Annotated in this window: 23 protein-coding genes and 1 pseudogene; 12 read left to right on the plus strand and 12 right to left on the minus strand. The window is 35.5% G+C overall.

The genetic code is table 11. The annotated features are described in order from the left end of the window. Positions 1-706 precede the first annotated feature (706 nt). Positions 707-874, plus strand: a complete 168-nt coding sequence (locus tag DMC01_RS15200; protein ID WP_246059146.1) for a hypothetical protein — start codon at positions 707-709, stop codon at positions 872-874. Positions 875-1,053: 179 nt separating this feature from the next. Then, positions 1,054-1,234 (plus strand): annotated as a pseudogene (locus DMC01_RS15205) (IS1595 family transposase); the annotation flags it as partial. Positions 1,235-1,677: 443 nt separating this feature from the next. Here DMC01_RS15205 and DMC01_RS08775 read toward each other — a convergent pair. Together DMC01_RS08775 and DMC01_RS08780 are read right to left on the minus strand one after the other, a co-directional pair. Then, positions 1,678-2,016 carry a cupin domain-containing protein gene (locus tag DMC01_RS08775; protein ID WP_142693856.1) on the minus strand — a complete coding sequence of 113 codons (339 nt, stop codon included), beginning with the start codon at positions 2,014-2,016 and terminating at the stop codon, positions 1,678-1,680. 226 nt (positions 2,017-2,242) lie between these two features. Next, positions 2,243-3,313 carry a sensor histidine kinase gene (locus tag DMC01_RS08780; protein WP_142693857.1) on the minus strand — a complete coding sequence of 357 codons (1,071 nt, stop codon included), beginning with the start codon at positions 3,311-3,313 and terminating at the stop codon, positions 2,243-2,245. A gap of 131 nt (positions 3,314-3,444) precedes the next feature. Here DMC01_RS08780 and hypE point away from each other — a divergent pair, with 131 nt between their 5' ends. Beyond that, positions 3,445-4,686, plus strand: a complete 1,242-nt coding sequence (hypE, locus tag DMC01_RS08785) for a hydrogenase expression/formation protein HypE (RefSeq protein ID WP_345788966.1) — start codon at positions 3,445-3,447, stop codon at positions 4,684-4,686. 158 nt (positions 4,687-4,844) lie between these two features. Here the strand turns inward: hypE and DMC01_RS08790 are convergent, their stop codons facing one another. After that, the gene (locus DMC01_RS08790) at positions 4,845-5,072 is read right to left on the minus strand and encodes a hypothetical protein (RefSeq protein ID WP_142693858.1); all 228 of its coding nucleotides are present in this window, start codon (positions 5,070-5,072) and stop codon (positions 4,845-4,847) included. Between the two features lie 193 nt (positions 5,073-5,265). On the opposite strand from DMC01_RS08790, the gene hypA reads away from it, so the two are divergent. The 7 genes from hypA (at position 5,266) to DMC01_RS08815 (ending at position 12,739) form a co-directional block, all read left to right on the plus strand. Beyond that, positions 5,266-5,604, plus strand: coding sequence for a hydrogenase maturation nickel metallochaperone HypA (hypA, locus tag DMC01_RS08795; RefSeq protein WP_142693875.1), 339 nt, complete (start codon positions 5,266-5,268; stop codon positions 5,602-5,604). A gap of 550 nt (positions 5,605-6,154) precedes the next feature. Then, the gene (locus tag DMC01_RS13575; RefSeq protein ID WP_185908837.1) at positions 6,155-6,292 is read left to right on the plus strand and encodes a hypothetical protein; all 138 of its coding nucleotides are present in this window, start codon (positions 6,155-6,157) and stop codon (positions 6,290-6,292) included. 364 nt (positions 6,293-6,656) lie between these two features. Further along, complete coding sequence (locus DMC01_RS08800) at positions 6,657-7,802, plus strand: acyltransferase (RefSeq protein ID WP_142693859.1); 1,146 nt, start codon at positions 6,657-6,659, stop codon at positions 7,800-7,802. Between the two features lie 606 nt (positions 7,803-8,408). Beyond that, positions 8,409-8,552: a hypothetical protein gene (locus DMC01_RS13580; protein WP_185908838.1), complete on the plus strand. Its 144-nt coding sequence runs from the start codon at positions 8,409-8,411 to the stop codon at positions 8,550-8,552. A gap of 375 nt (positions 8,553-8,927) precedes the next feature. After that, complete coding sequence (locus DMC01_RS08805; protein WP_142693860.1) at positions 8,928-10,211, plus strand: MFS transporter; 1,284 nt, start codon at positions 8,928-8,930, stop codon at positions 10,209-10,211. A 565-nt stretch (positions 10,212-10,776) separates the two neighbouring features. After that, positions 10,777-11,415, plus strand: coding sequence for a hypothetical protein (locus DMC01_RS08810; RefSeq protein WP_142693861.1), 639 nt, complete (start codon positions 10,777-10,779; stop codon positions 11,413-11,415). A 250-nt stretch (positions 11,416-11,665) separates the two neighbouring features. Further along, a complete protein-coding gene (locus DMC01_RS08815; RefSeq protein WP_142693862.1) occupies positions 11,666-12,739 on the plus strand; it encodes a hypothetical protein in 1,074 nt (357 codons plus the stop codon). Between the two features lie 611 nt (positions 12,740-13,350). Here DMC01_RS08815 and DMC01_RS08820 read toward each other — a convergent pair. Both DMC01_RS08820 and DMC01_RS08825 read right to left on the minus strand, forming a co-directional pair. Then, positions 13,351-14,301: a rhamnan synthesis F family protein gene (locus DMC01_RS08820; RefSeq protein ID WP_142693863.1), complete on the minus strand. Its 951-nt coding sequence runs from the start codon at positions 14,299-14,301 to the stop codon at positions 13,351-13,353. Then, on the minus strand, positions 14,298-15,152 hold the full coding sequence (locus tag DMC01_RS08825; protein WP_486599302.1) for a rhamnan synthesis F family protein: 855 nt from the start codon (positions 15,150-15,152) through the stop codon (positions 14,298-14,300). The genes DMC01_RS08820 and DMC01_RS08825 overlap by 4 nt, the downstream gene beginning before the upstream one ends. Before the next feature lie 574 nt (positions 15,153-15,726). On the opposite strand from DMC01_RS08825, the gene DMC01_RS08830 reads away from it, so the two are divergent. Continuing rightward, positions 15,727-16,611: an EamA family transporter gene (locus DMC01_RS08830; RefSeq protein ID WP_142693865.1), complete on the plus strand. Its 885-nt coding sequence runs from the start codon at positions 15,727-15,729 to the stop codon at positions 16,609-16,611. A 499-nt stretch (positions 16,612-17,110) separates the two neighbouring features. Here DMC01_RS08830 and DMC01_RS08835 read toward each other — a convergent pair whose 3' ends face one another. From DMC01_RS08835 to DMC01_RS08860, 6 genes are all read right to left on the minus strand, one after another. Beyond that, the gene (locus DMC01_RS08835; protein WP_142693866.1) at positions 17,111-17,311 is read right to left on the minus strand and encodes a hypothetical protein; all 201 of its coding nucleotides are present in this window, start codon (positions 17,309-17,311) and stop codon (positions 17,111-17,113) included. A 53-nt stretch (positions 17,312-17,364) separates the two neighbouring features. After that, the gene (locus tag DMC01_RS08840) at positions 17,365-18,447 is read right to left on the minus strand and encodes a P-loop NTPase family protein (protein ID WP_142693867.1); all 1,083 of its coding nucleotides are present in this window, start codon (positions 18,445-18,447) and stop codon (positions 17,365-17,367) included. After that, positions 18,384-19,142: a P-loop NTPase family protein gene (locus DMC01_RS08845; RefSeq protein ID WP_142693868.1), complete on the minus strand. Its 759-nt coding sequence runs from the start codon at positions 19,140-19,142 to the stop codon at positions 18,384-18,386. Before DMC01_RS08845 ends, DMC01_RS08840 begins: the two co-directional genes overlap by 64 nt. Then, on the minus strand, positions 19,135-19,887 hold the full coding sequence (locus DMC01_RS08850) for a hypothetical protein (RefSeq protein ID WP_142693869.1): 753 nt from the start codon (positions 19,885-19,887) through the stop codon (positions 19,135-19,137). The genes DMC01_RS08845 and DMC01_RS08850 overlap by 8 nt, the downstream gene beginning before the upstream one ends. A gap of 63 nt (positions 19,888-19,950) precedes the next feature. Further along, positions 19,951-21,360 carry a dynamin family protein gene (locus tag DMC01_RS08855; RefSeq protein ID WP_142693870.1) on the minus strand — a complete coding sequence of 470 codons (1,410 nt, stop codon included), beginning with the start codon at positions 21,358-21,360 and terminating at the stop codon, positions 19,951-19,953. A gap of 60 nt (positions 21,361-21,420) precedes the next feature. Further along, positions 21,421-23,235, minus strand: coding sequence for a dynamin family protein (locus DMC01_RS08860; RefSeq protein ID WP_142693871.1), 1,815 nt, complete (start codon positions 23,233-23,235; stop codon positions 21,421-21,423). Positions 23,236-23,761: 526 nt separating this feature from the next. Here DMC01_RS08860 and DMC01_RS08865 point away from each other — a divergent pair. Further along, positions 23,762-25,057 (plus strand): hypothetical protein, encoded by a 1,296-nt coding sequence (locus DMC01_RS08865; protein ID WP_142693872.1) that lies wholly within the window; start codon positions 23,762-23,764, stop codon positions 25,055-25,057. Between the two features lie 11 nt (positions 25,058-25,068). Here DMC01_RS08865 and DMC01_RS08870 read toward each other — a convergent pair whose 3' ends face one another. Continuing rightward, entirely contained in the window at positions 25,069-25,287 is a 219-nt protein-coding gene (locus tag DMC01_RS08870; protein WP_142693873.1) for a hypothetical protein, read from the minus strand. Positions 25,288-25,597: the final 310 nt, after the last annotated feature.

The following is a 25,597-nucleotide window of genomic DNA, read 5'->3' on the forward strand; positions in this document are numbered from 1 at the left end:
TTTCACCTTTTTGAAATATTTTCACATTCTGTTGTGATTAAGATTCTAGTTTGTTTAAAGATTCTTTATAGAGTAAGCTCTGAAATGTGAGTGATTTTTAAAATTTTAAAAGCTTTAATATCAAGGTTTCTTGCAAAGTTGCAAGACGAAACGAAGCAAAAAAATACTTCAAAATTTTCTAAATTGCTTTTGAGACAATTCGTAAATAGACTTTTGTTTTTTACCTTATAAATCATAACTTAAAGCTATTGTATTAGAGCTTAGGTTAAATTGAGCCAAACTAGTTTGCAAAGGGACATAAATATATAAAAGAAAGGCTCAAGATATTTTAATTTGATACAATATCATTTTAAAGTATAAAGATCAAAATGAAACTGTGAATTTTTTTGTTTCGTACTCTTGCAGCCACATATTAAAAATTGGCTCAAGACAACTTAAGCTCAAATAAATGAGTTTTAAATTATGATTACAGCGATGAAAAATAAGCATATTAATCGTTTTAAAATTTTAGAGGCTAAATTTAAAGAATTGTAAAGTATTTTTTGCTTCGCCTTGCAACTTTTGGGGAAGCCTTGATCTTAAAGCCATAAAAATTGCAAAATTAAGCAACAATTCTTGCCAAAACTTCAATAAAATAATCAAAAATATTAGAATTTTAAGCCTTAAAGAATGAGAAAAAATCATCAAAACGAAGTTTCTTTAGAAAATGAGCGGTGAAATTGAAGAGGGTGAGAGTTATTTTTTGTTTCGTTTCGTCTTGCAACTGCAAGCAGAAGGGATTCGCAGAGTGCGTGGAAAGCGTGGGCGTGGGGCTGGCAAGAAAATGTCTGTGTTTTTACTTCGTGCTACGCACTCGTCCCTTTACAAGAAGTAATGCTAAAATGCAATCGCACGAGTTTATACACAGGTTATCAAACATTGCTCTGCCAAAGAGCTGCTGCCTATCATAATGGACTTTGCAGATGCCCTAAACACCACAATTTCAGGAGAGCTTCAAGGCCTACTGCGCCTTGGTGGATTTTTTACTTCGCTTTGCTCATAACTTTGCAAGAAGGAGTAAAGGCACATTACAGGGTAAAATACTCTAAAAACGAGTTTGCAAAGGGACATAACCACATCAACGAAATTGTGAATTTCTGGGGCTTTGCAAAGTTGACACTTGCCAAATTTAAGGGCTAGAAGAGAAAATTTTATCCCTCACTTAAAAGAAACAGAGTTAAGACGAAAATTTTAAGGCAATATTCTCATCAAATTTTATTAAAGTTGATAAGAAAAAATCCTATTAAAGTATCTTGTGTCATTAAATTTAAGCCTTTGGATCTTTTTTAAAAGAGTTTTGTTATTTTGAGTATATTCTTAGCAAAGAAGTTTAAAAATTCACATTCTTGCGTGAATTTTTATAATTTGTTTTCAAGTAAGGAAATTTTCTCACAGCAAGATCTAAATTTCTAGCCTCTTTAATGATAACAAATATTTTGCCCAAGATCAATGCTTTTTAAAAAAAAGATTAAGCTTTTAAACAAGGCTAAAATTTTTCACTCAATTACAATTAGACTCAAGATGCTTTAATAAGATTTTCTCTTATCAATTTGAGTAAACTTTGATAAAATTTTATCCTAATTTAACAAGTAGCTTTAAAAATTTATACTAAAATGCACCCAAAACCAAGGCTTAATCTCACTTTTTAAGCACAGTTTGAAGCCTATTTATAGTATCGCTTTGAGCTAGGCTTAGACGAACTATGGAGTCTTTTAAAGCGTGTAAAGAATGCGCTTCATTTGCTTTAAGGCTTATCATATCAAGCTCTTTTAGAGTAACCGTTTCATTTCCCACAGTAAATTCAAGCTCTCCGCAAAGTACTTGTACGCTTATATCAAAGGGTGCCTTATGTTCTTTCATTGTGCTATTTTGAGCCATTAGAATTTGTATCTCTTTGGCGTTTGAGTTTTGAGCAAGCACATGAACAAGCACCTTGCCGCTTTCAAAATTATCATTCTTCCAAGAAACTACTTGCATCTTCGTCCTTTTTGTGAATTTTTGTGTGAATTTTAGCACTTTTTGCAAGTTCTTGTCTTAACAAGGATCAATTTTAGCTTAAGTATCTCTTAAAAATTCAAAGCAAAAAGCACCCAGCCCTCATAAAATATAAAATTGAGATCTTGTTTGAATTTTTTATAAAAAATCCTTGCTTTTACAAGTTTAAAAGCTCCTACAAAAAAGCCTCTTTTAAAAAACCCTAACTTTATCCATCAGACAAAGGCAAAGTAAAATAAAAGCTCTTAGGCTTCTTATCAAAGCTAAGCTCGCCCCCGTGTGCCTTAATAATCTCCTTTGACAAAGAAAGCCCAAGCCCGTGTCCTTTTAATTTGGTGCTTTTAAAGGCTTCAAAGACGGCATTTTCATCCACTATCTCCTTGCCATTGTCAAAAACGCTCACACAAAGCGTTTTTTCATCAAAACTTGCCTTAACCGTTAATTTCCCACACTCTAAGTCCTCTTCTTCTATGGCATCTATTCCGTTATAGATGAGATTTTGCAAGACAAGGCAAAGCAAGGATTTATCGGCATTTATTCTAAGGCTTGCAAGATCAAACTCAGTTTCTAAGCTGGTGCTAAAATTATAAGAGCTTACAATGGCCTCGCACTCAGCCTTTAACTCGTATAGATCAAAAAAAGCCCTATTTATGCTAACTCCCTTTGTGAAAAGTAGGGTTGAGTTTACTATCCTTTCTACACGAGCTATAGCCCTTTGAATTTCAAGCACTATATGCTTGTTTTTAAGCTCACTTCTTGCATAAAGGGTTGAGGCTAGCAAGGAAATAGAGCCTATGGGGTTGCGAATTTCGTGTGCAAGGTGAGCTGCCACGCTTCCCATACTCACAAGCCTTTCATTTCTCTTTTCTACGCTTATATCAGTAGCTTGAATGATGCTAATGTCCTTATGTTTGATGTTTTTTACCACGAAAAATTGCCCCTTATGCTCACACTCATAATGGCTTTTTCTAAGATCTATCTTGGCTAAAAGCTCCTCATTTTGCGAGGCTAACTCGTTTTGCAAGATGATGTTTTTGTTTTTGGCTAAGACCCAAAGGGCATTGGGAAGCACTTCTATGATCTCATTTATCATTTGTTCTAAGATCTTGTGGCTTTTCTCAAGGGAGGTGAATTTTTCTTTTAAGGCCTTGTATTCATTTTCTACCACATAGGTTTGTTTGATTAAGGCTTCTAGGGTTTCTTTTTTGTTAAAATCAAGCTCTGTTAGAATGTGCGATGTTTCTTTGTCTTTTAAATCTTGCTTGCTGTCATCTTTCATCATTTTTCCTTTTTGCGATTATAACTGTGAAAAACAAATGTATAAGAAAGCTTAATCTAAGCAAATTTTTAAGATCTAGGCTTAAATTAGATCAAAAATGCTAAAATGCCCCAAAAACAAAAGGCACAAAGATGAAAGAAATTCAACTAGCCCACGGAGGTGGGGGTGAGGAAATGAATGATCTTTTACAAGAACTTTTCAAGGTGCTTGATAATGAGATCTTAAAAGAGGCAAATGATGCGGCAATTATAAGCTTTTCTCACGATGAAGGCTTGAATTCAAAAGCAAATTCAGCTCAAAATTCACAAAATGCTACAAGCTCACAAAAAACTGTGAATTTCTCACAAGATGAGAGTCAAATTTCAAACAAAGCTGATAATTTAAATTTTACGACAAGCTCACAAAATAAGCTAAATTCACAACAAAGATTAAATGAAAATTCACAAGCCTCAAATGAAAATGCAAAAGAAAATGACGAAAATTCAAAAGCAAATTCAGCTCAAAGTGCAGTTTCAAAGGATAAGTTTGCCATCAGCACAGATTCATTTACCCTAAGTCCCATTTTTTTGGATGAGGAAACAAATATTGGCAAGCTTTGCGTTTGTGGGAGCGTAAATGATCTTTTGATGGTGGGGGCTGTGCCTGAATTTTTAAGCCTTGCCTTTATCATTGAAGAGGGCTTAGCCCTTTCAAAGCTTGATAAGATAGTTAAAAGCATAAAAAAAGAATGCGACAAGGCAGGTGTAAAGGTAGTTTGTGGCGACACGAAGGTGGTGCCAAAGAACAAGGGAGATGAAATTTACATTAACACCACAGCCTTTGGGCGAGTTTTAAGAGCCTGTGAGACAAAAAATATCACTCAAGGCTTATCCGTGCTTATCTCAGGTGATATAGGCAGACACGGAGCTGCTGTTTTGGTGCAAAGAAACGACATTGAAGCAACTGTTAGCAGTGATTGTAAGTGCTTAAAAGATGAGGTTATGAGCCTTCTAAATGAGGGTGTTGAGGTGGTGGCTATGAGGGATGCCACTCGTGGGGGGCTAAGTGCCGTGCTTAATGAATGGGCTAGGCAGAGTAAATTTGATCTCATAGTTTATGAGGAAAGGGTTGTTGTAAAAGATGAGGTAAAGGGGCTTTGCGAGCTTTTTGGCTATGAGGCTTTTGAGCTTGCAAATGAGGGCACCTTTGTGCTTTGCGTGAAAAAAGAAGATGAGCAAAAAGCCTTGCAAATTCTAAGAAAATTCAACCAAAACGCAAACATCATAGGCGAGTTCTTGCAAAGCAAGGAAGCAAGGGTCATCTTGCAAAATGCTTATGGGGCAAAACGGTTTTTAGAAGCACCAAAGGGAGAGCTTTTGCCAAGGATTTGCTAGGAAGCTGTGTGAATTTTAAGATCTTTGCAAAAAGCTCTTTGTTTGAGATATTTCGGGCCTTGCTAACAGCATGACAATTTTGTTGAGCTTCTTTGCTAGGCTTAGTATGATAATTTCGGCTTTTAATTCTGAGCTTGTAGCAAGCAAGAAGCTCTATTTTACAAAGCGTTTGAGATAGTTTGGGCTTTGCTTGGTATGACAATTTTGGCTTTTGCCATTGTGAGTTTGCGTAGCAAACGAAGAGTCTCTTTTAGAATTTTGAGTTTCTTCGCTAGGCTTAGTATGACAAAGTGGTGTTTGAGATTCTTTGATCGCTCCCTTAGAATGACAATGTGAGATTTGAGCTTCTTTGCTAGGCTTGGTATTACAATTTTGGCTTTTATCATTGTGAGTTTGCGTAGCAAACGAAGAAACTATTTTGCAATTTTGAGTTTCTTGGCTAGGCTTAGTATGACAAGCTAATGTTGATTTAACTTGAAAAAGCTGTGTGAATTTAAGCCTTGTAAAAGGCTATTAATTTATTTGTGTGAATTTTTTAAATTTTTGCAAACAAAAATATTTCAAAAAGGATTAATGAAAATGCACGAATTAAGCATAGTAGCTGCTATGATAGAACTTTGCGAGGATAATGCAAGAATTAAGAATGCAACAAAGATCAGTGAAATTCACACAAAGATAGGGGTTTTAAGTGGGATAGACAAGGAGCAGTTTAAATTATGCTTTGAGAGCTTTAAAGAGGGAAGTCTTTGCGAAGAAGCCAAGCTTTTTATGCAAGATGAGGACTTAGAGGGTGAGTGTGAGTGTGGCTTTAAGGGAAGGCTTGACGGTAAATCCTTCTTTTGCCCAAAATGTGGTGGCAAGGAGCTTAAAATCACGGCAGGAGAGGAGTTTTATTTGATGCGTTTGGTGATGGAGTGAGCTTAGCTTGTTTTGAGTGTGAATTTTTGGTTTTTTGCAAGGCTGACTCGTCTTTTTACGATAAATCAATTTTATGGCTTGATAGACCGCTAACTCTCCTAGTCTGCGCCACATAAAATTGATTTCTCATTAAAAATACTGCACCTTTAACTTAAAATTCAAGCCTTGTTTAAATTTTCACCATATTTCAAGTTAAATTGTGGATGTTTAACCTTTTACAGTTTTGTAAATTCAAGGCAAAAATGGATAAAAATTTAGGCTCAAAATACTTTAATTTAATACAAGATAATTTTAAAGTATAAAGAGTTAGATGAAAAACAAGCATATGATTCATTTCCGAATTGTCTCAAAAGAAATTTAAGAAATTACGAAGTATTTTTTTTGCTTCGTTAAGCCTCTTGCAACTTTTGGGGAATTGATTTAGAGGCAAAAAGACGCTGGGCTTTGCAAAATAACTCGTGCTTGTGTGAATGCAATTGTGCGAGAAATTAGCATTTTAATAACCAAATAGTGTGAAAAATCAGCAAAAAGAAGTTTCTTTAGAAAATGAGTGGTTGAGGTTGATGAGAGTTATTTTTTACTTCGTTTCGTCTTGCAACTGCTAACAGAAGGAACAAGGCGTGTTCGTGGTAAGCGTGGGCGTGGGGCTGAAAACGCCTATGTTTTTACTTTGTTAAGCCTCTTGTAACTGCGTAGTAGAAGTTTGCGAAGTTTGATTTGGCTAAATTTAAAGGCTCAAAAAGAAAATTTTATCCTTCATTTAAAAGAAACAGAGTTAATACTAAAAATTTAAGGCAATATTCTCATCAAAATTTATTAAAATCGATAAGACAAAATCCTATTAGAGTATCTTGAGTCAAAATTTTATATGAAGTCCTTTGTAATCCGTAGTCCGTGTTCTGTATGCAGACATTGATAAAAATTTAAAGCTTAAATTTAAGGTGCTTTTATTATTAAGCCTTCTTAGTTTTGCTTGAATTTAGTTTCTTTCTTTGAATTTTAATTAAAAAATTTTGTTAAAATTACCCAGCTTAAATTTACAAGGAAGCAAAATGCTAGTAAGCAAAGATGATAAAAACAACATAATCTATCATTTCAAACCCCTTTCTGAAATTCTTAAAAACTCTACTGTGAATTTTAAAGGGGGGGGGGGGAATGTCCTCTTTTTGTCCTTAAATGCTAGGTGCTTAAATTCACATCTTAGCTTTTTAGACAGTCATTCTTGCCTCTTTTTAGCAAACTCTACCCTACAAAGCACAAAAATAGCCCTTTATAATGAAAATGCTTGCTACATAGGAAACAAAAACTATTTTAACCCACAAGGCTTTCATAACGTCATCCTTGGAGAAAGAAAAAACCTCATCATAGGCGATGAATGCTTGTTTTCATATGATATCTTCTTTCGCACAAATGATCCACACCTAATTTATGAAAGCAAGACAAATACCCGCATAAACGAGGCTAAAAGCATTTTAATAGGGGATCACTGCTGGATAGGACAGGATGTGGGGCTTTTAAAGGGTGCCTTTGTGGCTAGTGGCTGTGTTTTGGGTGCAAAGTCATTAACTAGCAAAACCTGCTTTTCAAATGCAGTTTATGCTTCAAATCCTGCAAGGTGCATAAAAAAGGAGATCTTTTGGACATCCCCTCACACCCACGCTTTTTCAAAGGCACAAAGCAAAGACTCGTTTTATCACAAAGGCGATGAGTTTAAATTTAGTTTTGAAGTGGCTAAGTTTTTGCCCTTAAAGCTCATAGATGAGGCCTTGGCAAACTGTAAAAGTGGCAAGGAGCGCTGTGAATTTCTTTATGATTTTATCTACAACAACTCCTTTAAAAACCGCTTTGCTATCTTTGAGGATTCAAACACGAGTAGTTGCGTACTTTACAAGGATGACACAAAAGAATCTTTTGCAAGGCTGAAAGAAAGCATGGTTTTAAATGAGGCTGATGAAAAAGCAGACGAAAAAATGGATGAAAAATGGGGGGATGAAAAGACTGCAAATGAAAAGGCTATGGCTGAAAAAGTTGAGTCCAAAAAGGCTGGGGATGAAAAGGTGTTAGCTGAAAAAACTGCGAATAAGGGCGGATGTGAGGGGCAAGATTCTAGGCTAAAAGATGCTAAGAATTCAAAGACAAAACTCCTTAAAGTCTTAAAAGATTTTTTGTGTCATAAATTTAATCCACATAGAGCTTAACAAGTCGCTTTTGAAGATCTAAAAAATAACGAAATTTTAATAGGCTCTCTTTAACCTAAAGCAAGATAAAGGAGCTTTAAGTAATGATAAAATCGCTTTTTTGTGCCTTTTTATTCTTTTAAAGCGTGAATTTGTATGTGGTGGGGGCATTTTACTGTAATAAAGCTTACAGGCTTCAAGCTAGACTTAGAGCAAAATTTAAGCCTAAGTTTTTCGTCTTGATCTGTGTGGTAATTGTATAAGGTGATAGATAAATTTGAAGGGCTAATGCCTTATTGGCTAGTTTTAACCAGCCTCCTTGCAAATTTTATAAAGGGCAAAGAAATCATCAAGCTTAAATTCAACATTGGCAATTTTTAAGATCAAAAACTCCTAAGCTTCATTAAAAAATTTAAAAAGATCTATTTTTTAATATCAGTTAAGTTTTATTTAAAATAAAAATTCTAAGTTAAAAAGGCTAAAAAAGAAGAAAAACTAAGCAAATTCTAAGTATTTTTTAAGTTTAAATTAATTAAAATGCTAGTTTTATTTTAGATATTTCGCTTAACTCGATATGACAAAAAAGAACACTTTTTTATAAAAGGGGCTAAGCTTAAGGGATAAAAGATGAGCCTTAAAACTCAAGCTTTCTTGGCTTTAAATTCAAGCATTTTTGTAAGTTTTGCAAACTCACGCATTGCCACAAACAAAGCTTCACTAAAAATCACTTCAAAACCATACTCAATGATGATGCACACGCTTGTGTGCTAGCATCTTTTTCTTTTAAACTCGCATAGAGTAAATTTCAATCCCAAGTTTGTCAAAAGACAGTAGCCCTAAGGCATTTAAAGGGCTTTTTTAAACCGTTAATTTGTTGCATAATCCATCAAATTACTCATTTTAAAAAAGGTGGCTTGTAAGCTTAACAAAGGCATTTTTTGAAATACCTACAATCAATATGAGAAGGATTTAAAGATGCCTCGCAATGCCCAAAGCGTACTTCACTTAGTAATGACAAGGTGATGTTTGAAATTCTTAGATCGCTTCCCTAGAATGACAAGGGGAGGTTTGAGTTTCTTTACTTAATCAGACACATTTTAATGCTTGTAAAAAAGCCCAAAATGCATTTTAAAAAAAAGGATAAAAATGAATACTACAAATTCAAAAGAAATAAACGCAGATCTAAGCCAAAAAAGTCGCATAGCCTCAGTAATAGCTGCTTCAAGCGGAAATTTAGTAGAATGGTTTGACTTTTATATTTACGGCTTTGCTGCTGTTTATTTCGCCCATAATTTCTCAAACGCTAGCTCGCCTCTAATCCAGCAAATAGCTGTTTTTGGCGTCTTTGCAGCTGGCTTTTTGATGCTACCTGTTGGAAGCATCATCTTTGGCTCAATTGCCGATAAAATAGGTCGCAAAAGCTCTATGATAGTCTCCATAGTCTTTATGGCTATGGGCTCTTTTGTCATAGCCTTCTTGCCTGATAAGCACACCATAGGCGATCTAGCCATAGTCTTACTACTCCTAGCAAGGCTCATACAAGGAGTAGCAGTTGGAGGGGAATACGGCATAGCAGCTGCTTATCTAAGCGAGGTAGCACCCAAGGGCAAGAGGGGCTTTTACTCATCCTTTCAATACTTCACCCTCATAGGAGGGCAGCTTCTTGCTGTGGCTAGCATTAGCTTTTTGTTTTTGTTTTTGGAGCAAAAGCAGATGGAGGATTTTGGCTGGAGGATACTATTTTTTGCTGGTGGGATTCTCGCCCTTCTTAGCCTGCTTGTCCGTGTTTTTATGAGCGATGATTCAAGCGAAAAATTAAAGCAGTATGAAGACAGAGGCAGCTTTAAGGCACTTTTAAAGTCCTATAAATCCGTGCTTTTGGTACTTGGCATCACAGCAGGGTGTTCTCCTGCATACTACATAATCACAGTGTATTCAAAGGTCTATATGATAAACAACGGCATAGATCCAAAGATAGCAAACAACATAATGCTAGGCTCCCTTGCCCTACTCTTTGTCATAGTGCCCTTTATGGGTGCTTTAAGCGACAAGATCGGGCTTAAAAGCTCGCTTATGATCTTTTGTATCTTTGCCTTTTTTGGAATTTATCCAGCCTTTTATATTATGAAAGATCTTAGCGATCCCCTCGTTCTTTTTGGAATCATAGGCTTTATGTGCTTTATGCTTGGCTTTTATTCTGCTGTGGCTGGGATCTTTAAAACAACCCTCTTTCCTCCACATGTCAGAGCCCTTGGCACAGGACTTAGCTACACCATAGCCGCTGCTGCCTTTGGAGGAAGTGCAAATTATGTAGCCTTGCAGTTTAAGGCAAATGGCATAGAGGAAGGCTTTTTCATATACTTTGGAGTGCTTATGGCTGTTGCCATAATCTGCGTTTGGCTCATACCAAAGAAGAGGGAGCTTGACTGAGTGTTAGCCAAAATTCAATTTACTTTAAAGGCTTTGAATTTAAAGCCAAGCTTAACAAGTTTTGAATTTAAAACTAAGCTTAAAGAACTTTGAGTTTAAAACTAAAATTAAAGAGTGCTAAATTTAAAACCAAGCTTAGTTTAAAATAGTTTAATTGAGCCTCTTTTAAGGGCTAAAATAAGACTGTTTTAAGGATATGACGTTAAGCATTAATATTAAGCTTAATTTAAAAAATATAATCTTATCAAAAATGTATTTTTTTGATAAGATTTATAAGCAGTAAGAGGGCTTTTTTGCTGCTTTTTATAAATTTTTTTAGCCATTTTGCATTTTTGCTACTTTTGATAATTTTTTAGCCATTTTACATTGTCAAGCTTGAATTTAAAGATTATTTAAAAAAACTGTGAATTTAAAAACAACTGTGAATTTTACTCAGTTAAATAAATCTAAATTCACAAAAGCAATTTTAAAAGCTAATTAAAATTCACACAAAATTTGCAAATTTACAAAAAAAAAAAAAAAAACAAAATTAAGCTATAATTTTAGTTTTAAAAAAGGAGTAAATATGCTTTGGGGACAAAAACTAGCACCACTAGCCTTTCATAGAGACGACTTAGAACAGCTTAATTTTGAATTTAGCAAACAAACGCTTGAGACAGTGGGTAGAAGTCAATATGAAGCCTTCATTGAGTTTGAAAAAGAAGAAAGGCTTGAATGCTTGATTAGCAAGGAAGATGATTTTAAAGAGGCTTTGTTTTTTTATCTTGACGAAGAAGCTTACAAACCTATCAAGGCTGAATTTCACAAAGAAAAGGATGAAAATTTTGCCCTCTTTCACTCAAAAATTTCAACAAAGAGCCTAAAAATCAAAGGGCTTAAAAGCCTAAATTTAACAGTGCTTAAAAGAAAATACTCTCTCATCATAGCAACAAGGCACGATTTATTTGGAGGTAGATTTTTTGCTATGCTAAATGCTATGTATTTAGCACAAAAAAGTGGGCTTAAATTTGGCTTTATCTGGCATGAGCGCATCCCTCAAGATAGTAAGGATTATTTTGTAGAAGGGGTGGAGGAGTTTTTTGAAGAGGATTTTTTAAAGGCTCATTTGTATAACGAGGGAGTTTGTGCTAGCTATGCCTTGCCTATGCGTTTTTCTAGCATAGAGGAGCTAATAGTTAGGGGGGGGGGGGCAGAGTGCCTTTAACTTCGGCTTTGAATGCACCCCCAATTTCCCCCTCAGCAAAAAGGCTCTAAGCGATCTAGATGAAGAAGATTACAAAAACACCCTCCCAAGCCTCTTTGAGAGCATAAAATTCACACCAAAATACAAAGCAGTATTTGAAGAAGCCAAAAACACAGCAAGATCTTTAAGCTCCTTTGTATCCTTACACATAAGAAATGGGGATTCTGTTTATGCAGATGGCATAAGACCTATTATATTCTTATGGGGGGTGATGGCTAGGGTTTTTCCTGTGGAGTTTGCCTTGCATTTTATCAAGGAGTATGAAGCTGATTTTAAGATAGTGCTTTTTAGCGAGGATACTAAGAATTTACAAGATATAAGGGCTTATTTTAACGACAGTCCTTTAAAAGAAAAGATCTTTTTAAGTGCTGATCTTTCAAAGGACAGCTACACCCAGCATCAAAAGGATCTTTTTGATCTTTATCTAATGAGCTTTTCAGCTAAAATCATAGCCCCAAGCTGGACAAGCTTTTCTACCCTTGCTTCTTGTTTAGGCAATACCCAGTATCTTACCATAGATAAAATTTTAAGCACAGAAAAAAGATATGAGCTAATAGAGGAAAATTTTGATAAGCTTAAAGTAAATAATTTCCAAAAGGCAGCCTCAATGGCTTATTTATACACTATGGCTGTGAATTTAAAAAAGGATTATGCAACAAAAAAGGCTATCTTACTTAAAGCCTTTGAGTGTGATGAGAGTAATTTTGCTTACGCAAATAAGCTACTTGAAGAGGCCTTTAAGGAAAATAATATAAAAGAGTGTGAAAGCCTTTGCGAGTTTTTCTTAGATAAAAACTCTTATTTATTTTCAAAGCATCTTTTTGCAAAACATCCAAGCGAAAAGCAAAGCCCCTATGCAGGTCTTTATGAGCTTTTTAAAAAGCAAGCACACGAGATGTATCCTCATATTTGCTATGTAGCAGGTATCATTTATGAAATGCAAAAAGATAGCACAAAGGCTCTTAGTTTTTATAACAAGGCCTTAAAATCAGCACCCAATAAAAGACTCTTTAATGGCAAGATAACGAATTTTTTACTAGAAAGACTTGATTTATTAATATCCATCACAAATGCTAAAAATGCAAAAGAAGCAGAAAAAATAAACATTGAAAACTTGTTGAAAGAAAAAGAAAGGGAAATAAAAACTCAGCTTTCTTACAAGCTTGGGGCTGCACTTCTTAAAGCCTTTAAAAGCCCTTTTAAGCTAGGACTTTTAAGCTTTATCTTTGTAGATGCCCTTAAAATTTACAAGGACTTTAGGGATGAGAAGGCGAGGAAATTTTAAATTCTTTAAACCTTGCTTGCTTTGAAATTAAATTGGCTCTTTTTCAAAAAAGTATTGATTTTAAACAAAGGTCATATTTGTCATTGTAAGCTTGTGCTAAGAAGGCACGAATTTATGGAGAAATGTCTTGAATTGACGGCTTCTTCGCCCGTAAGTTCGCTAATGACAAATCAATACTTTTTTGAAAAAGAGCCATAAAATTCAAGGCTTGTAAAGCTAGGCTAGTAAAAGGTATTAATCTTAACTACATTTAAGCAAAGCAAAATGTCTCAAGACAAAGGATCTTTTTTGCTTTCTTGTGAAAGCTAAAAATGAAGTTTTTAGCACAAGAGAACAAAAGTTTGCTGAAAGCTAAAAATGAAGTTTTTAGCATAAAAAAGCTTACTAAAATATCAACATTCTTTTAAAAAGCATCAAAAAGCCTTATGAATTTAAGCTTAAAATTCAAGGCCTAAACACAAAATATTCTTTGAATTTTCGCACATTTTTCACTACACCCACAAAGCCTTACAACTTTGAAAACCACCCAAATTCTAAAAGCTTGTTTTAAAATGATAAATTTAACAAGCCTTAAAAATAAGCACTGTTTTAAATAAGAGCTTTCAAACAAGCTAAATTCTCTCAAATGCTTCTTTTAGGCTTAAATATCTTTGTTTAAAAGAAAGTGAAAGTATTTTTACACCAAAAATTCGAAAGATTATGCGGTATTTTAAGCCCTTTTCAACAGTTGCTCCTCTAAGCTTAAAGACAAAGAACTTCAAGCTAAACTCAGAAAAAACATTGATTAAAAGCGAAGGCTCTATCCTTTCTAAGTGCTTAAAGATTAGGTTTTTATCATACTGAACTAGGGAAAAAATTTCTTTTAAATGCCTAAAAGAAATGAGCCTATAACTTAGCGAGCCTCTTTTTAAAAAGGGGAAATTGTGCTTTTTTACTAGCCTTAAAGGATGATTAAGTGGTGTGTCTAAGGACAAGTTTTTAAAATCACTACTTGATAAAAGCCACCCCATCTTAAAGCCAAGCCTTGTAAGTAAGACACTTAGTCCTATTTCGTATTTTTGAATGACTGTGAATTTATCTTTTTGCTTTGTAATTTCAAGCATAAACTTCTCAAATTCTTTGTGTAAAAATACCTCTTTTTTCATCGCTACAAACCAGCTTTGAAGATGCTCCTTAATGCCCTCACAAGCTCCGTGCTTAAAAAGCCCCCAAAAATCACTGCTTCCTTTTTCCATTTGCAAGATTATGCTTAAAAGCCCATCATTTAGGGGTCCATACACAGAATCATTAAGCAAAAAAAGCTCATCATACTGTGATAAAAGCTTGTTTTCTTTGGCATAAATAAAGGCTAATTTATAGCTTCCAAAGTCATATTCTCCGTGCCTTTTTGCTATGGCTTTGATTACATAAGGGCTAAGTTTAGCTAGCTCATCCTTTGACATTTCACAGTCTGCTACATAGATGATCTCAGCAAATTTGCTTAATTCTTTTAAGTAAAAAAGCACATACTCATCCACAACCCCGTCCTTGTCATAACCAGCAAAACAAACTAGCCTCTTCATTGTAGCCTCTCAATGCTAAGAGGCAAAAACCTAGCTATCTTTGCGTAATCTTTTTGTCTGATTTTAGCGATTTTAAATCCAAAGAATTTAAGCTCTAAGTGCCTAGTTTTAGCCTCTCTTAGCCTTGCTTGCACGGTATAATTACTAAAAAAGCTATCCACTAAATCGCATCTTGTTACAAAGCATTTGATTTTATAGCCACTATTTTCAGCTACTATGCCAAAAAGCCTCTCAAGAGCGTGGGCTATGGTAGTAGCACTCCCAATAGGCTCTTTTGGAAAGTCGCCGTAACTCAAACCTAGCTCAAATAGGCTTTGTAAGGCAGTAGGTCTAGCCCAAAACATAGTCCCAGCAGGAAAGATGAAATTATGCTTAGTTGGAGTGCATTTTATGCCCATTCTATCAAGTAAGGCTTGCATATTTTCTTTGTCTTTATCTATTAAATCAAGCACGAAGGGAAAGGCCTTATCATAAACAAGGGGAAAAACAAGCCCTATCTTTTCATCTTTCAAAAAATTCACAATGATATTTCCCATAGCCTCCTTGCTTATTAAATTCCTAAGCAAATAATTAGCCCAGCCGCTCAAACTCTCATCGTGAGGCGTTTTTTTGCTATGTATGTGGCAGATTAAATCATAATTTTTAAATTCATCCTTAAAGGCTATTAAAAAGGGGGCGAGATCTCGCCCTACATTTGGGGTGATTTTTACAAGCAAATTTTTAAGTTTTGGCAGAGTTTTGAATTTTTCCTCGCAAAGTGCTTTGTGTTCCTCTAAATTCACGGAGATAAATAAATCAAACTCAAAGGGCGAGTTTTTAAGATAAGATACAAAAAGATCTATCATATCCACATAAAAAATGTGTATATGAATGCCTAGTTTTAAGCCCTCATCAAGCCTTTGAATGCTTTGAATTGCCTCGCACGAGAGAGAGAGAGTAATCTAACAAATAGCCTTTGTCTAAAAATTTGCTGTTATATATGTTTTGTGAATTTTCAATGTCCTTCATTTATAAGCCTCTTAAAGAAATGATCTTGCAATACACAAAGATCTTGTGCATTTGCTAGCTAAATTTAAAAAGCTATTTTAAGCTAAAATCTTAAATGAGGCTTAATGAAATTAAAAATTTGCACGGTTTTTGCTATCTTTATGTGCTTTTTGTGTTAGAATTAGGCTTTTAAATTCAAGGTATGCAAAGAAGGTTTTTAAAAACTTCCTTAAATTTAAGCATTATAAGCTCACTTAAATTGTAAGCCTTGCAAAATGAACTTACAAAACAATAAAAATAGACTAAATTTAACTGTGAGTTTGCCGAATTTTAATGTTGAATTTGCGAAATTTATTTAACAAGATTAGAACCTAGCTTATAAAATTTACTTAAAATTAAGCGCAAAGTTAAAAAACACAAAAAATTCAAAGGACACAAATGCCCTATCTCATCATAGTTACTCTCATTTGGGCCTTTTCTTTTCCACTTATAGGCTATTTTATCAGCACACAAATGGATAGCTTTTTTGCTGCCTTTTTTAGAGTGCTTTTAGCCTTTTTGGTGTTTTTACCCTTTTTAAGCCTTCGCACACCGCACACACTAAAAGCAGAGCTTATGGGTATAGGAGCCTTGCAAATTGGCATAATGTATCTTTTTTATTATCATTCTTTTTTGTATCTAACAGTAAGCGAGGTTGCCTTATTTACCATCTTTACTCCCTTTTATGTAAGCCTTGTTTATGATGCTTTTGCTAAACGGTTTCGCCCACTTTATCTCATAAGCATTGCCCTTTGCGTTCTTGGAGCCTTTATCATTAAATTTGGTGCCATTACTTCTCATTTTTTAATGGGATTTTTGCTAATACAAGCGGCAAATTTAGCCTTTGGCACAGGACAAAGCCTTTATAAAATAGTCCTTGAAAAAAACAAGGTGGCTAATCAACGTAGCATCTTTGGCTATTTTCACTTAGGAGCAGCCCTCATCACAGGCATAGCCTTTATAGCACTTGGCGACACTCAAAAACTGCCTCAAAGTGCTAACTCTTGGATAGTGCTTTTTTACTTAGGGCTTGTGGCAAGTGGGCTTGGGTATTTTTTGTGGAACAAGGGAGCAACACTTTGTGATAGTGGGGTTTTAGCCATTATGAATAATGCCGTAATCCCAGCTGCTATCATAGCAAATGCCATCTTAGTCGCACTTTTTTTCCCTGAAAAAACCGTGAATTTTAGCCAAAGCGAACTTATCCGCTTTGTCATCGGCACAGCCTTGATGTTTTTTTCCTTGTGGCTTCATTATAAGATAATCAAGCATTATGAAAAATAAGCTCTTAGTTTTTTGTAAATTCTATAAAGCGTGAGTATGAAACCAACAAAGCCTATAAGTGCAATTAAAACGCCCATTTTTTCGCCTTTGCCGATCAATACTGTTAATCGTCCTTTTTTCACCTTTTAAAGTTTTTTCACAATTAAAAATGCCTAAAATTCACGCAAATTTTGTGAATTTTTTTGCAAAATCCACAAAAAACTTAAAATTTAGTCATTGCGAACGAGTCCTCAGACAAAGTGTGGCAATTGAGAGCTTACTAAACATTGATCTTTGCCATTTTGGAAAATGCGTGAGTTTTTCGCCACGCTTTATTATTGCAACCCTAAGCATAGCGAAGGGAAAAAATCCAAAAAGATTTAAGGCTAAAATATCCATTTTGGATTCTTCGCCTTTTTTGCAAAGGCTCAAAATGACAAATCAGCACTTTTTCAAAAAAAGCCTTTTTAAATCCGTGAATTTTTTGTGAAATTTTGAAAATTCTGTGAATTTTTTTAAACTAAAATCTTTTTCCCCCAAGTGTGCCTAAAAGCTCGTTTAAAAGCCTGCCAAAAAGACCGCCAAATTTTTGCATAGGCTCGCCACATTTTTTGCATCTAGGAAAAAGCTCATTTAAGCTTAAAGCATCGCTTTTTGGAGCTATTAGCCGAATTTTACCGCACTTTTTACATATAGCTATAAAGGGTTTTGGTGCTATCATTTTTATCCTTTAAAATTATCTTACACGACTTAAATGCTGCGATTTTAGCAAAATCATTTTTTGTCTTTCTTGCTTTCAAGCTGTTTGGTAACCACATCTAAAGCACGAATAAGGCTACCAAATAAGCCACCAAAGCTCCCATTTCTTTGCCCTAAATCTGCATTACCATTCTGTGTTTCTTTCATTTTAGCCTCGTATAATTCTTTGGCTTTTTCTATGCTAATACCACATTCCTTTGCTATATAAGCAGCAGCCTCGTCCTTATCGCCAAGTTTGCCCTTGCGAGCTTCTAAAAGCATAGCGTTTAGCTTTGCTTTTGAGTAGTCTTTTCGACTAGCCCTTGCAGTGCGTGCTTTCGCCTTTTCAACAACTTGCTTTGAATTCTCATCCAAATTTTCAAGCCCTTGTGAATTTTTAGCGTCTTTGTTGCTTGCTAAACTCCCTTTTTTAGCTCTTTTAGGCTCATTTAAAACAAGTTGCTTGCCAAAGATTTCATCGATGATGCCTTTCATAGCCGCTATACTTTTTTCAAGTTTGTTAAGCTGTTCTTTTGAATTGCCATCATCCTTGAAATATCTTTGTATCTCTTTTAGCCTTGTAAAATGCTTTTCATCTACCCTAGTAGCTGATAAATCCCCCTCCAAAGAATGTAACTCGCTTTCGAGTTTAGCCCTTGTAGCTTGCTTTGCTTTAATTGCATTTTTATAAGCATCACGTACCTCATAAAGCCTTAAAACTAGGTTTTTTTGCAAATTTGTAGCTTTGTCTTGAGTGCTTAAAAAGTCCTTTAAAGAGAGCTTTTCAAAGAGCTTTTCTTCGCCCTTTCTTGAGTCATAAGCACTTATGCCCTCGTAATCTAGCCCATAGCCATCAAGTGTCTCGGCTATTTTTAAAGCTATTTCTTTAAGCTGGCTTTGTGGCTTTGAATCAGCCTTATTTAGCAGTATAAAGAGCTTTTTGTCGCTTAAATCAAGTGTGTTTAAAAACTCTAAATCGCTTTGAGAGATGGTTCCTGCTTGTGCTGAGATAAGCCAAATGAGAGCATTTGCATCGGCTAAAAACTCCCTTGCACTTATCTCATCGTCTTTTGTTTGCTCGTTTGTAGCTGGGTTGTAGCCGGAGTATCTATAAAGCATAAATGCTTTGCCTCGTCTTTAAGTGGGGCTCTTAGCATCATAAAGGGCATTAGCTTTTTAAGGCGAAAGCCAAAATTTTGTATAAGCTCGTGGTTCATTTTTTTGTGAATTTCCCCATCAAGCTCACTTAAATTCACCTCATCCCCATCGTTTGAAACCCCGTAAAGCCCTACGCTAGCACCATCTAAAACAAAGGTAGAAATAGCCGTGCTTGGTTTTATGTCTTGTGGCAAGGCTATGCTTTTATCCGCAAAAAACGAGCTTATAAAGGCTGATTTGCCAGAGCTAAAAGACCCAGCCACAGCGATGATATTTTTGTTGTAAATCTCAGCACAAGAAATGGCTACTTGAAGCTCTCTTTCTATGCTTTGAAGCTTTAAAAACATTTGTGCCTCGTTTGGCAAGCTATCCTCGCTATTTGCAAAGTCCATAAAGTCCTCATAAATTAGCTTGTGAAAGGCTTTTAAATGCTCGTTTTTGTCCTTATCGCTTAAAAGTTTAGCGATTAACCTTTGCTGAAAAAGCAGGTCCTTTTTTTGCAAAAAAAGCTCATCTCTATCCCTTGTAAGCACCTCGTTTTGATTTTTTAGCATTTCATTTGTCTTTGCTAAATCCTTTGCCATAGTTTCCTCCAAAATTGATGAATTTTTGGCTATTTTTTCATAGCCAAAGAGTTTAAAAAGCCGCTCAAACATTTTCAAGCTCCCTTTCAAGCTCTGTGTACTTTTCTATATTCACCTTTGCATTTTTAAGCTGTTCTTTGGTAGCTGTGATAATGCTTGTGAGATTTTTGAAAATTCTCTCGCCTATGTCAAGATTTAAGCTATCTTCTAAATCAGCTATAAAGCTGTTTATATCATCTCTTACATCTAGCTTGAAATCCTGCGTGAATTCAAAGATATCCTTGATGAAAGTTTCAGCCTCATAGTCTATAAGCATACCGCTTTTGCCCCTTATGTTCTCAGGGATTTTTGAAGTGTAGCTTATGCTTGAGTAAGTGATGGAGTTCATAAGCTGCTTGATAGTTTGCCTAAATATAGCAAAGTCTATGTTCTCATCGCCTACTTCCTTTCTTATAGCACTTAAAAGCTGTGCTTGTGCGGTGCCCCATTTTTTTATATGGCTTTTACACTCATCATTTAGCAGCTCTTCAAGCTCTAAGCAGGTGTCTTGTAGAGCCTTTCTAACGGCACTTGCGTTGAAAGTGGTGTAGGTATTTGTAACGGTTCTTGTGCTTCCCCAAGAAAAGGGATTATACCACTTACTATTGCTTACTTCATAGCTTTCAGTTTTACTGCCCTTTGATGATTCACTACTTTCTTCAAATCTAGCAAAAAAGCTCTCTCTTTTTGCTTTAAGTTTATCTCTTAAAGACTCTATTAGCTCATCGCAAAGCCTCTCCCATTTCTCATTTGCCGCGTCTGTGCCACTTTTTTGCACACTTATTAGAGCTTGTTCTTTTTGTGTTATTTCTTCTAAGTTAGCGGTTTTTAGGGTGTGAAACTAGGAGCTTATCCTTTCTTTTAAGCTGTTTTTGTATTCCTCAAGGGCTTTGTTTTTACCCTCTACAAACTCAGCCACTCGTTTTGCTATGAGCTTATCCTTTTCCTTTCTTAGCTCGCTAAATACAGCATTTAAGGACTCTACATTTGCTAATTTTGCAAGATTTTCCCACATTTTTTCGCCCTCAAACTCGCCCTTAAAATGCTCTTTCAAAAGCTCTAAAATGTGTGTTTCCATCTCGTCTAAATTCTCGCCTTTTTTAGCCACTATGCTAGCACAAAGGCTTGAAGCTATGATGAGTCTTTCATTCAAAGCCCTTTGCAAAACCTCAGCTTGCAATAAATTTTTATCGCTAGCAAAATTACGCAAGGCGTTTTCCTTTGATTTTTCAAGACTTCTTGTAATACCCATAAAGGTAGCGTTTAAGTCCCCATTTGCCTTGTCCTTTTCGCTACCAAAAAGCTCACTATCAGCCTTTGAAGCCACAAAGACTATCCTTGCAGCCCCGCCCACATCTGAAAGCTGTGCGATTAAATTTGTATCGCTAGCATCCAAAAACTGCTCAGCAGGGGATAAAACAAGCACCGCATCGCAGTTGTTTAAAAACTCACTCGTCCTTGCCGAGCGACTTTTCATAGGATCATTAAGCCCTGGTGTGTCGATGATTTGCACATCCTTTAAAAACTCATCATCAAGGTTTAAACAAAGAGACTTCGTGTAGGGCATAAATTTGCCACTTTCTCCCACGAAATTTAAAAGCTCATCTCTAACTTCACTCAAAGAGCCTTGAATTTGCCTTAACTCGTGGCTTTTAAGCTCGCTTTGAGTGAGTGGGTTTTTTTGTATTTTTTGCTCTTGCTCATAGCAAGCAGCTAGGCTTTCAAGCTGGGATTTAAGTTCTCTTAAAGCAGTTTTTTTGGCATTTTCCCTTAATTTTGCCTCATCAATGCTTTCGCCTTCTCTTGCTTTTTTAAGAGCATTTTCTTTTAAATTTTTAAAAAGAGCGTCCTCTTTTTCTTTTAGCCTTTTTTCAAACTCAGCTGCGTTTTTCTTAATCTCAGCTAAGTCATTAGGCGTGTAAAATTCAGCCTTTATGCTTTGTTCTTGGCTAAATTTAAGCTCCGTTAAAGCAGTCGTCATAGGCGTAGCAGCCTTTGGCAAAATGCTTTCTCCCTTAAAAAGCAAGGCATTTAAAAAAGAGCTTTTTCCAGCCTTAACCCGCCCTAAAATGCCAATTTTAAGCAATCTATTTTGCTCTTGAATTTGCTCTTTTTCCCTTTGCAAGTCCTCTTTTGACCTTGCAATTTGCAGCGGCTTTAAGCCTGATAATTCTATTAAATTATCCGCATTTAGCCTTTTTGCTATCTCATCTAGCTTATCAAGCCTTAGTAAAATCTCATCAAAACTCATCTTTTTCTCCTTAGGTCAAATCAAGGGCAAATGCCATTATGCAAATGACCCTTAAAAGTCTTATTTGTAAAGATACTCGCTAGCTAGGCTATCAAGCCTAGTGCTAATATCACTTAAACTTGAAATTTTAGTCTCTAACTGGGCTAAAATTTGTGCCTTTTCTTCTTGAGAGCTTGCAATTTGTGCTTGCTTTTCTTTGAGCTTGCCCTCTAAAAAGATTGCAATAGCTTCTTTTATAGTATCAAAGCTATCTTTGTAAGCCTTTTGCACCTCAGTTTGCAAGGCATCTTTGATTTTGGGTAAAATTGAGCTTGCAAGTGCATTTTCATCAACACTTTTGCCGCCAAAAAGTGCTTTCAAAAGGCTTGGCAACAATGCTACTATGGGCGTAAGTATGACTTTTACTATGGCAGGCACGGGTAGCTTTTTAATTAGCCTTGAAAGGGCTATAAACAAAGCACCTATGGGGGAGTTATCAAACTTATCAAAAAAGCTATCCTGTATGCCTAAACTAGCACCGTTTAAAGCATTATTTATGCTTGCACTTATATCCTCAACCCAAGCTGAGTTTATCTCAAAGGCACTTAAATTCAAATCGCTAAGCTCTGCCTTAAACGCCGTGATAAGCCTTTCTTGCTGAGTTTTAGTGCGAGCTGTCCATTCACTTAAAAGCACTCTTCTTACCATTGGGCTTATTTCAGCACCCAAAGCACTCTCCCCGCTTAAAGCCGCATTTGCAAGGCTACTCATTTGCTCTTTTAGGGCAAAAATTACAGAGTCTATGCTAGCATTAGCAGCATTTAAAGCCCTCTCATCCGTGTCTGCGTTAAGATTATCTTTAAGAGAGCTAATTTTACTCACGCCCTTTTCAAGCTCTTTTATGGCATTTTGTGCCTCTTCCTTGCCAGCTTTTAGGGCTACGATTTTGGTTTGTAGGGTTGATTTGGTATCCTTAAAATCGCTTTTTAAGCTATCCTTGAAAAGCCTTTCAAAAAGAATTTCAGGCTCTATGCTAGAAATTATCTTATCAAAGCTATCAAATTTATCTTTGCCAAGACAAACTATGCCCTCATCATAGCCAAAACTGCTTGAAAGCTCGTCATTTATGGCTATTTTAATCTCATCAAGCTCGCTTTGTGGCTTTAAATCACACTTTGTAAGCACAAAGCTAAAACTGCGGTTTAGGCTTTGCAGATTTGCAATGTGGCTTTTAATGCTAGCTGTTAAAGCCCCACTTGAAAGGCTGTGAGTGATGATAAAATGCGTCCCAAAGGCAAGATAACGCATAATGGCTTTGTTGTGTGCCTCGTAAGGTGCTTCAAAGCCCGGCATATCCACAAGCACAAGCGGGGCAATTGCTTTAAGCCTAGCGTTGTTTAAATAAAGCCTTGCATAAGCAAAGTCGCTAGCCCTATTTTTAAGCTCACTAAATTCAGCCAAACTCAGCCTTTCGCTTTGCCCATTTTCCTTAACGCCCTCGCCGTAGCTCTCATTTTCTGTGTAGCGAAGCTCGGTAGCCAAAGCAGTTTCAGGGGATATATCCACGCTTAAAACGGCTTCACCTAAAAAGGCATTTAAAGCCGTGCTTTTTCCAGCTGAAAAGCCACCCACCACAGGCACTAGCAATTCTTGCTCACTGATGGCTTTAATCAAGCTATCCTTGCCTTTGCTTGTAATTTTGGCAACTTTGTTTTCGCTTAAAAGCTCGACAACATTTGTTTTCTCTGCGTTTTCGCCCAGCCTCGTGTTGCTTGTGTTTTTGCCACCTAGTTTTGCGTTGCTACTTTGGATGTTGCCATCTAGCCCAGCTTCTTTCACAAGCTCATTAACTTGTTCTAAATACTTTACAAACTCCCTTTGAGTTGAAACTGTCATAGAATCTCCTTGAATAAAATTTTGTTTCTTTTAACTTGCTAACTGCTATGTTTAAGCTCGTTTTTAAATTTAAGCTTAGAGTCTGAATTTAAGCTTGAAATTTTGCATTTAAACTCCTTTATTACAAAGCTTACAACCCACATAAACTCTTAAATTTGTTGCTTTCATACACCTTAGACGGTTTGAAACAAATTTCTAGTATATTAAAAAAAAAAAAAAACGAAAAAACAATGAGAGAAAAACTATTTTAAAAAACCTTGTTAAAAAGTCTTGTTTTTTAAAGATACAAAACAGTACTTATAAAAAACAAAGAATATAAATTTACGCGTGATGGGATATAAGCAAGAAAACACAAATTGTAGAAGATGGATGGCAAAACAAGATCTTTGCTTTTTAGCTCAAAACAAGGTTATTTTATAAAATGACAAAATTATGCGATAAATCAACACTTTAAAAAACAACAAACAAAATAAACTAAATTTAAAACAAAAGCTTAGAATTTAAATAAAAATTCAAAGGACTTGAAATGAATAAGACCTATGAGGTAGTTTTGGCAAATTCTTTCATCTTAGAGGTAGAACAAAAAAGCAATAAGATCATCTTTGAAAAAAGCACAGATGAGGTTGGTAGATACACCAAGGAGTATTCTAATGCTATATTATCATCGGCTTCTTTGATTAAAAACTACAAAGATTCTTACAAGGGTGTATTCTTGGATCCTACCATAAAAATAGGGGCTAGTTCAAGTTTGCTTGAATTTAAGGCTTGGCAAAGCTTGTATTTAAATGATCCCCCAAAGGGTAAAATAGCTCCTTGGACTAAGAAAGAAAAGGCTTATTATGAGAGTTTAAAGACCAAGAAAGAAAGATATAAATATCTAGTTATACGAAGTGGTTTAAGACCTGCTATAATGGATGTGCCTTATGATGCCATAGGAGGAGTTGATGATGATGGAAGGGTTATAAATCCTGAATATGAAGAGTTTTTTTATCTAGCAAATTTAAATTCAAAGAAAGCTGCTGTTTATTTTAATGATTACTTAGAAATAGGAGAATGGAATTTATTAAAAGGCTTTTTGGGGGATAAAAATGCCTTTATCAAAGTAGGCTCAACGGGCTGGACAGCAAGGGCTTGGCAGTGTATTTTTCTACAAGCTCAATTAGGAGATGAAGAAGCTTTTAGAAATTTAGCCTATCTTATTTTGTGTTCTAATTCTTTAATCACCGGACTTCATTGGAATAAAACAAAAGCACAAATGATATATAAGCTTTATGATAATCACAAGTCCTTACTTGATAGCTTTGGTATGATTCCTTATTTGGATGAGCTTATAGGTGTAGAATGGGTGATTGATTTTAACTGTATGTATGGTTGGGCTGTTGATCCTCAAGCTCAGGGTGTAATTTCTAAGATCTATGATCTAGTGGATAAAGGAGAGCTTAAAGATCCAAGAGATAAGGATTCTACAAGTGAGAGTAGGATTGAATTTATGCAAGTAGCTGAGCTATATATAGACCTGCATATAAGGCTAGCAGGTTGGAAATATGCCCATGATATACCAAATTCTACTAGCCTAGCTGAGGCTAAAGCCCACATACGAGATTTAAGTTTAGAAGCAAAGGTTCTTTCAGTAACTCCTCATCAGGGCTATCCTAATGCTCCAAGCTACTACACCCCTGAGTATTTAGAAGATCTTTACAAGGAAGGTGAGCTTGACAAAAAACTAAACCCCACCATACCAGCTATGTATAGAGAAAACTTCCCCCAAGCTCTTAGAGATGAAATAGAAAACTATGCAAAAAGACATAAGATCAAAGACTAGCCTTAATCAAATTAATTATTGTTAAAAAAGTATTGATTTGTAATTGACAAGCCTATGGGTGAAGAAACCATAAATTCAAGGCATTTTTCCATAAATTCGTGAATTTTTGGCACACGCTTAGAATGACAAAATGTGGATTTTTTTAAGTTGTGTGAATTTTTTTGAATTTGCGTGGGGGGGGGGGGGTTGAATTTTGCGTGAATTTTTTTAAAAAATGCCAAAAAATTCACGGTTTTGCGTGAATTTACTTAAATTTTAAGCAAAGAATTCACGGTTTTTCTTGAATTTTTATCCATTTTGCCATTTCAAGCTTTCGCAAGAAAGCTATAAGGTAGCATATGTGATTTAGCATATACGCTTTATAAGAACGGTAATGAAATTAAAAATTTTATACAAGATATACCAAAGAAGATATGCTAAGTAGCTATGATCTAAGTTATCATATGCTAAAATAAAGCTTTCAAAAAGCGATTTTAGTTTTTCAAGGCTTTCACGCAAGGCAGAACTAAGCATAAAAAAACTAAATATAAAACATAACTA

Origin of the sequence: Campylobacter troglodytis (assembly GCF_006864425.1) — a bacterium.
GTDB classification, from domain to species: Bacteria; Campylobacterota; Campylobacteria; order Campylobacterales; family Campylobacteraceae; genus Campylobacter_D; species Campylobacter_D troglodytis.

What these genes read in the sequence shown, in the direction of transcription:
- DMC01_RS15200 (WP_246059146.1), top strand. Translation starts at nt 707, where the DNA reads ATGAGCGGTGAAATTGAAGAGGGTGAGAGTTATTTTTTGTTTCGTTTC.
- DMC01_RS08775 (WP_142693856.1), bottom strand. Translation starts at nt 2,016, where the DNA reads ATGCAAGTAGTTTCTTGGAAGAATGATAATTTTGAAAGCGGCAAGGTG.
- DMC01_RS08780 (WP_142693857.1), bottom strand. Translation starts at nt 3,313, where the DNA reads ATGAAAGATGACAGCAAGCAAGATTTAAAAGACAAAGAAACATCGCAC.
- hypE (WP_345788966.1), top strand. Translation starts at nt 3,445, where the DNA reads ATGAAAGAAATTCAACTAGCCCACGGAGGTGGGGGTGAGGAAATGAAT.
- DMC01_RS08790 (WP_142693858.1), bottom strand. Translation starts at nt 5,072, where the DNA reads ATGATAAAAGCCAAAATTGTAATACCAAGCCTAGCAAAGAAGCTCAAA.
- hypA (WP_142693875.1), top strand. Translation starts at nt 5,266, where the DNA reads ATGCACGAATTAAGCATAGTAGCTGCTATGATAGAACTTTGCGAGGAT.
- DMC01_RS08800 (WP_142693859.1), top strand. Translation starts at nt 6,657, where the DNA reads ATGCTAGTAAGCAAAGATGATAAAAACAACATAATCTATCATTTCAAA.
- DMC01_RS13580 (WP_185908838.1), top strand. Translation starts at nt 8,409, where the DNA reads ATGAGCCTTAAAACTCAAGCTTTCTTGGCTTTAAATTCAAGCATTTTT.
- DMC01_RS08805 (WP_142693860.1), top strand. Translation starts at nt 8,928, where the DNA reads ATGAATACTACAAATTCAAAAGAAATAAACGCAGATCTAAGCCAAAAA.
- DMC01_RS08810 (WP_142693861.1), top strand. Translation starts at nt 10,777, where the DNA reads ATGCTTTGGGGACAAAAACTAGCACCACTAGCCTTTCATAGAGACGAC.
- DMC01_RS08815 (WP_142693862.1), top strand. Translation starts at nt 11,666, where the DNA reads ATGGCTAGGGTTTTTCCTGTGGAGTTTGCCTTGCATTTTATCAAGGAG.
- DMC01_RS08820 (WP_142693863.1), bottom strand. Translation starts at nt 14,301, where the DNA reads ATGAAGAGGCTAGTTTGTTTTGCTGGTTATGACAAGGACGGGGTTGTG.
- DMC01_RS08830 (WP_142693865.1), top strand. Translation starts at nt 15,727, where the DNA reads ATGCCCTATCTCATCATAGTTACTCTCATTTGGGCCTTTTCTTTTCCA.
- DMC01_RS08835 (WP_142693866.1), bottom strand. Translation starts at nt 17,311, where the DNA reads ATGATAGCACCAAAACCCTTTATAGCTATATGTAAAAAGTGCGGTAAA.
- DMC01_RS08840 (WP_142693867.1), bottom strand. Translation starts at nt 18,447, where the DNA reads ATGCTTTATAGATACTCCGGCTACAACCCAGCTACAAACGAGCAAACA.
- DMC01_RS08845 (WP_142693868.1), bottom strand. Translation starts at nt 19,142, where the DNA reads ATGTTTGAGCGGCTTTTTAAACTCTTTGGCTATGAAAAAATAGCCAAA.
- DMC01_RS08855 (WP_142693870.1), bottom strand. Translation starts at nt 21,360, where the DNA reads ATGAGTTTTGATGAGATTTTACTAAGGCTTGATAAGCTAGATGAGATA.
- DMC01_RS08860 (WP_142693871.1), bottom strand. Translation starts at nt 23,235, where the DNA reads ATGACAGTTTCAACTCAAAGGGAGTTTGTAAAGTATTTAGAACAAGTT.
- DMC01_RS08865 (WP_142693872.1), top strand. Translation starts at nt 23,762, where the DNA reads ATGAATAAGACCTATGAGGTAGTTTTGGCAAATTCTTTCATCTTAGAG.